The sequence below is a fragment of the Prosthecobacter sp. genome, from assembly GCF_044373815.1.
Classification (GTDB): Bacteria; Verrucomicrobiota; Verrucomicrobiia; order Verrucomicrobiales; family Verrucomicrobiaceae; genus Prosthecobacter.
Genome location: NZ_JBIPNG010000424.1, coordinates 1 through 5,801 on the forward strand (window position 1 = coordinate 1; position 5,801 = coordinate 5,801).

Sequence of the window (5,801 nt, forward strand, 5' to 3'; positions counted from 1 at the left end):
GTCGATCATGATCGGTTTAATGAAATCTGGCGTCAGCACATGGTCGCGCGGACTGATCCTGTGGCCAATGTGCTGGGCGTGTTCCGGGGGCTGCCGGATTTCCGTGCGGCTTTTTACGTGGCCACGGCGCTCCTGGGCGGAGGCTGGTGCGTGTGGCGTGCTTTCCGCAGTGGCAGCGCGCTGGGGGCTGCTCCCTGGGCGGTGATCGCGGGGCTGGCGGCACTTGCCACGCAGTCGTGCCGGCCGGAGCGCTACTTTTTTCCCGTGGCTTTCCTGAGCCTGCTGGCCGCCATGGATGCGGGACTCTTCCGGGAATGTCACCGTCGCGGCGTTGCTTTGCTGCTGATCATGGCGATGGGCGCGAATGTCCTCTGGTGGCGCATGTTTGTCGGCTCTCCTGCCAATGCGGGGGGCTGGGCCGTGCATGAGAAACTCAAGGACGCCGTCGCCGGGCGGATCATTGCTGCTCCGCCTTGCCTGGCACTGGATCTCAGGTGTGATGTGCAGCCCACATCGATTGGGCTGCTGGCGCTGCCTGCGAATGAAAGCTACCAGCCGGATGTGCTGGCGGTGCAGATCGAAGCGGCAGAGGCAACAGCTGGAGATGCACGCATGACAGCCGAACTGATCCGCAGGGGCGCTGTCGTCACTGCCAAGGGCTTTTACCGACTTTACGAGGCACCCGGGGCTCCACCTCCCACCCCATCCCAATGAGCGAAAAAGAACCCGCGGTCGTCATCATTGGAGCGGGGCCTGCCGGTTTGACGGCTGCCTACATGCTGGGCAAGGCGGGCATCCAGGTGGAGATTCTTGAAGCGGACCCGAAGCTGGTCGGCGGCATCTCGCGCACGGTGAACTACAAGGACTGCCTCTTTGATATCGGCGGGCATCGGTTTTTTTCCAAGTCCGCCGAGGTGGAGAGCCTGTGGGACGAACTGCTGCCTGACGGCATGCTGGAGCGCCCGCGCTCGTCACGCATCTACTACCGTGGGAAGTTCTTTGCCTATCCCATCGTGGCGTTTGATGCACTGATGAAGCTGGGCATCTGGGAGTCGTTTTGCTGCGTCATGTCCTACTTGAAGGCGCGCATCTCGCCGGTGGCGAAACCAGCCAGCTTTCAGGACTGGGTGAGCAATCAGTTCGGCTCGCGACTCTTTGAGATCTTTTTCAAGACCTACACCGAGAAGGTGTGGGGCATGAGCTGCCGGGACATCTCCGCCGACTGGGCTGCGCAGCGCATCAATGGACTCTCGCTCTTTTCCGCCATCAAGAATGCGCTTTGGCGCCCGCGCGAAAAAGCGGGCTCCGGCGTTATCAAGACGCTCATCAATACTTTCCGTTACCCAAGGCGCGGGCCGGGAATGATGTGGGAGGCCTGTGCGGCCAAGGTCGTTGCCCAGGGGGGGCGCATACACATGGGCACTCGATTTGTCAGCGGTGCCTACGACGCCACCACGCAGCGGTGGGCGGTCACGCATCGTGATGCATCTGGCAAAGTGCATGAGCTCAAATCGCAGCACCTCATTTCCTCCGCGCCGATCGCCGACCTTATTCCGAGCCTGAGTCCCGCGCTGCCTGCCACGGCTCAGGCTGCGGCCAAGGCGCTGCGTTATCGTGACTTCATCACCGTGGTCCTGATGTATCGCCATGCGGATGTCTTTCCTGACAACTGGCTCTACATTCATGACCCCAATGTGAAAGTCGGGCGCATTCAAAACTTCAAGTCGTGGTCGCCTGAGATGGTGCCGGACAAGAGCATCGCCAGCTACGGTCTGGAGTACTTCTGTTTCGAAGGGGATGGCCTGTGGACGAGCTCGGATGAGGACCTCCTATCACTCGCCAAAAAGGAGATGGAGCAGCTCGGTCTGGCCAAGTCCTCCGAGTGGGTGGACGGCTGCATCGTCCGGCAGGCGAAGGCTTATCCGGTATACGATGCCGACTACGCCACGCACGTCAGCGAAATCCGGCAGGCCGTCACAGAGCACCTGCCAAGCCTGCATCTCATCGGTCGCAATGGCATGCACAAGTACAACAACCAGGATCACTCCATGATGACCGCCATGCTCTGTGCCCGGAACATCATCCAAGGCTCCAATCTTTACGACCTCTGGCAGGTGAACCAGGATGCGGAGTACCATGAAGGAGCTGCCCCGGAGAATGAGGGCGGCAGGCTCGTGCCAAAGAGGTTGCCGGAGGGTGGGTGAGGGGAGGCTTTGCTGGACAGGGATTCGGCTTGCTCCTTCGCTTTTTCTTGGCTCAACTCCTTCCATGCGCCTCCTCCTCCCTCTCCTTTTTTCACTCTCCCTTTCCGCCCTCGCGGTGGATGACTACAAACTCGGACCGCTCTCGCAGGAGAAACCAGACGCCCCAAAAGGGAAGGTGATCCCGATGCCGGTGCATGAGTCGAAGATCTATGCGGGGACGAAGCGTGACTGGTGGATCTATGTGCCGGCACAGTACAAGGCGGAGCAACCGGCAAACCTGATGGTGTTTCAGGACGGGCATGACTACGTGGGCCTGAAGGGCGCGTGGCGGGTGCCGGTGGTGTTTGATAATTTGATCGCCAGCGGGGACATGCGGCCAACCATCGCCATCTTCATCAATCCCGGCCACAGCGGCGAGGTGAAGCCTCAGAGTGCTTGGAAGAACAACAACCGGGGCAAGGAGTACAACACGCTGGGGGATGTCTATGCGCGCTTCCTGCTGGAAGAAATCATCCCGCAGGTGCAGAAGGATTATAAGCTCACGGAGAATCCTGAAGGCTGGGCCATCGCCGGAGCCAGCAGCGGGGCCATCTGCGCCTTCACGGTGGCATGGGAGCGGCCGGACAAGTTTCGCAAGGTCTTCTCCACCATCGGCAGCTACGTCGATCTCGCGGGCGGGCATGTGTACCCTTCCGTCATCCGCCTCACCGAGCGCAAACCGCTGCGCGTGTACTTGCAGGATGGCAGCAGCGATCTCGACAATCCCTATGGCAACTGGCCGCTGGCAAACCAGCAGATGGCCAAGGCGCTGGCCTACCAGCAGTACGATTACACCTTCACCTTTGGGGACGGCGCGCATAACAGCAAACAGGGCGCGAGCCTCTTCCCGGAGGCGATGAAATGGCTGTGGCGGAAGTGAAAATCATGGGCTCGCAGCCTGCTTGGACCGGGCAATCGGCCAAAAATGGGTGCCAAGGCGAATTTTCATTGTGAATAACTCGGTTTCCACCTTGACACATTCTCCAATCCTCTTACCATCGCGGCCCCTTCTTTCCCAGTCGGAAGATATTTCGTACACAGCACTAATGAAGACGTTTTCAGCAAAAGCCCAGGAGCAGAACCCCACATGGTGGGTCATCGACGCCAAGAACCAAATTCTTGGAGACGTCGCAGTTACCGCAGCCAACCTCCTGCGCGGTAAAAACAAGCCTATTTTCACCCCACACGTTGATACGGGTGATTTCGTGGTCGTCCTGAACGCCGCCGAAGTCCGCCTGACCGGCAAAAAGGAGATCCAAAAGATCTACACCTCGAAAGCTGGCTACGTCGGCAATCAGAAGATCGAAAACGTCGAGCGCGTCCGCGCCCGCCGTCCCCAGCTTCTCGTCGAGCGCGCTGTGAAGGGCATGGTCCCCCACAATCGTCTTGGCCGCGCTGTCATGGGCAAGCTGAAGATCTATGAGGGTGCAGCGCATCCGCATGAGGCGCAGAATCCAAAGCCTGTCGTCATCGCCTAATTCTTTCCCTGTTACCTATCGCATGAGCAAGCCTCTCAAAACCACCACCGGCCGCCGCAAGACCGCCATCGCCCGCGTCTTCATCACTGAAGGAGCCGGAAGCATCACCGTCAACGGACGTGACTTCGAAGAGTACTTCCCGACGGTCGCCCTGCAGAACCAGATTCTGTTCCCGCTGGCCCTCACGAATTCCCGCCAGACGTATGACTTCAAGGTGAACGCCAGCGGCGGTGGCAGCACCGGCCAGGTGGGTGCCGTTCGTCTTGGCATTGCTCGCGCTTTGATCGGCGTGAATCCTGAGCTTCGCGGCGTCCTCAAGCAGAACGGTCTGCTGACCCGTGACTCCCGCGCCAAGGAACGTAAGAAGCCAGGTCGCCCAGGCGCCCGCAAACGCTTCCAGTTCTCCAAGCGTTAATCGACCCTTTTTTCAGCTCGATGTGTGCAAAACCCCGCCCTGTGCGGGGTTTTGTTTTTTCTGTCGCTGGCGGCGGCATTTCGCGCCAGAATCATTCTTATGTCCTCAGGTCATCTTCTCGTTCTCGGCGCCAGCGTCATCTGGATCTTGTTCTGCATGCGCTTCTGGTATGCCATTGATCAGGAGCATACCTGGCAGCGGCGTTTCATCGCCATCGGTGCCGGCATCGGCGGCAGCTTGATCTACCTCATCGGGTTTATGATGCTGCAGATGTTCAAGGAGCCGCCCCCCCCGGTGGTGGATGAGGACACCGAGATCCGGGTGCATTCGCGTCCGCCAGCGGATGACAAGAAGAAGTAACGGGGCGGCCTATTTGTGATTTACGATTGATGATTTATGATTTGGGAGACCGGAGTTCGACAGGCGGCTGGGCCGTCTGCGAAATCATAAATCATAAATTTCCTCATCTCGCCCAACCGCTCCACGGGCATTGGGTCACTCAGCGTCGCCAAAGCCGGAGGTGACGAGTTCTTCGAGATCGGCCACGGCAGCCTCGGCGTCGTTGCCGTCGGCGATGATTTTGATGGTCTCGCCACGGCCTGCGGCCAGCATCATGAGGCCCATGATGCTTTTGCCGTTCACGGGCTCGTCGTCTTTTTCCACCCAGACGTCACACTGATACTTGCTGGCACGCTTGACGAACTGCGCCGCCGGGCGTGCGTGCATGCCCATTTTATTGCGGATCGTCAGTTCTTTTTGAATGCTCATGGTGGTGAGGGAAGGTGCTGCTGTTAACCTAATTGATCATCCGTCATCTTTTTCAACAACCTTTGGTCAAACTCTACGGCGCTGTTGTAGCCAAAGGTACGCAATTTAAAATTGATGGCGGCCAGTTCGATGAGTCCGGCCACGTCGCGGCCCGGTTCCACCGGCAGCGCCACACGGCCGATCTTGAGGCCCATGATCTCGCGGGTGTCGGAGTTCGCCCCGACGCGCTCCAAATCTTCGGTTTTGGCGCCGCGCACAAGTTCCACGATCAAATCCAGCCGTTTGCTGAGACGAACGGCGCTGACGCCAAAGAGCGCCGCCACGTTCAGAATGCCCAGGCCGCGGATTTCAATCATCCCACGGGTGATGTCCGGGGCGGAGCCGATGACTTCGCGGTCTTCGATCAGGCGCAGCCGCACGGCGTCATCCGCCACGAGGCTGGCGCCACGCTGGAGCAGACCGATGACGCTTTCGCTTTTGCCGCAGCCGCTGTCTCCCTGAATCAGCACGCCAAGGCCCTGCACGTCCACCAGGCAGCCATGCACCAGCAGGGTGGGAGCAAAGGCCCATTCCAGCTTGATGGTGGCGGCATTGAGGAACTTCATGGTCATCATGCTGGTCTGGAAGACGGAGATGCCCGCCTCATTGGCGATCTGGACCAATTCGTCGTCAATGCGGTGCCCGCGTGCGATGACGACGCAGGGGATGTCCCAGGAGCAGAGCTGGCTGAAGCGTGCCGCGCGCAGCTTGGGGTCCAGGCCTTCGAGAAAGGAGCACTCCGAGTTGCCGATGACCTGCACGCGCTTGTAGGCGAAGTAGGTGAAGAAGCCGGACAGCGCCAAGCCGGGGCGGTTCACCGAGGGCTCGCTGATTTTGCGCGTGTAGCCCGCATCGCTG

General features: G+C 59.7%; 8 protein-coding genes. 6 read left to right on the forward strand and 2 right to left on the reverse strand.

Features of this window, described 5'->3' with window-relative positions:
• The 6 genes from ACIREA_RS24965 to ACIREA_RS24990 all read left to right on the forward strand — a co-directional run.
• Nucleotides 1–714: hypothetical protein (locus tag ACIREA_RS24965; RefSeq protein ID WP_397385050.1), on the forward strand; the 714-nt coding region annotated here is incomplete at its 5' end.
• Nucleotides 711–2,204, forward strand: coding sequence for an NAD(P)/FAD-dependent oxidoreductase (locus ACIREA_RS24970; protein WP_397385051.1), 1,494 nt, complete (start codon nt 711–713; stop codon nt 2,202–2,204). The genes ACIREA_RS24965 and ACIREA_RS24970, both read left to right, overlap by 4 nt.
• Nucleotides 2,205–2,268: 64 nt before the next feature.
• Nucleotides 2,269–3,123, forward strand: a complete 855-nt coding sequence (locus tag ACIREA_RS24975; RefSeq protein ID WP_397385052.1) for an alpha/beta hydrolase — start codon at nt 2,269–2,271, stop codon at nt 3,121–3,123.
• A gap of 166 nt (nt 3,124–3,289) precedes the next feature.
• Entirely contained in the window at nt 3,290–3,721 is a 432-nt protein-coding gene (gene rplM, locus ACIREA_RS24980) for a 50S ribosomal protein L13 (protein WP_397385053.1), read from the forward strand.
• Between the two features lie 22 nt (nt 3,722–3,743).
• Nucleotides 3,744–4,136: a 30S ribosomal protein S9 gene (gene rpsI, locus ACIREA_RS24985; protein ID WP_377167641.1), complete on the forward strand. Its 393-nt coding sequence runs from the start codon at nt 3,744–3,746 to the stop codon at nt 4,134–4,136.
• Between the two features lie 99 nt (nt 4,137–4,235).
• Nucleotides 4,236–4,496, forward strand: coding sequence for a hypothetical protein (locus ACIREA_RS24990; RefSeq protein ID WP_397385054.1), 261 nt, complete (start codon nt 4,236–4,238; stop codon nt 4,494–4,496).
• Between the two features lie 135 nt (nt 4,497–4,631).
• Here the strand turns inward: ACIREA_RS24990 and ACIREA_RS24995 are convergent, their stop codons facing one another.
• Together ACIREA_RS24995 and hprK are read right to left on the reverse strand one after the other, a co-directional pair.
• Nucleotides 4,632–4,904, reverse strand: a complete 273-nt coding sequence (locus tag ACIREA_RS24995; RefSeq protein ID WP_395734000.1) for an HPr family phosphocarrier protein — start codon at nt 4,902–4,904, stop codon at nt 4,632–4,634.
• Nucleotides 4,905–4,927: 23 nt separating this feature from the next.
• Nucleotides 4,928–5,801: HPr(Ser) kinase/phosphatase (hprK, locus tag ACIREA_RS25000; RefSeq protein ID WP_397385055.1), on the reverse strand; the 874-nt coding region annotated here is incomplete at its 5' end.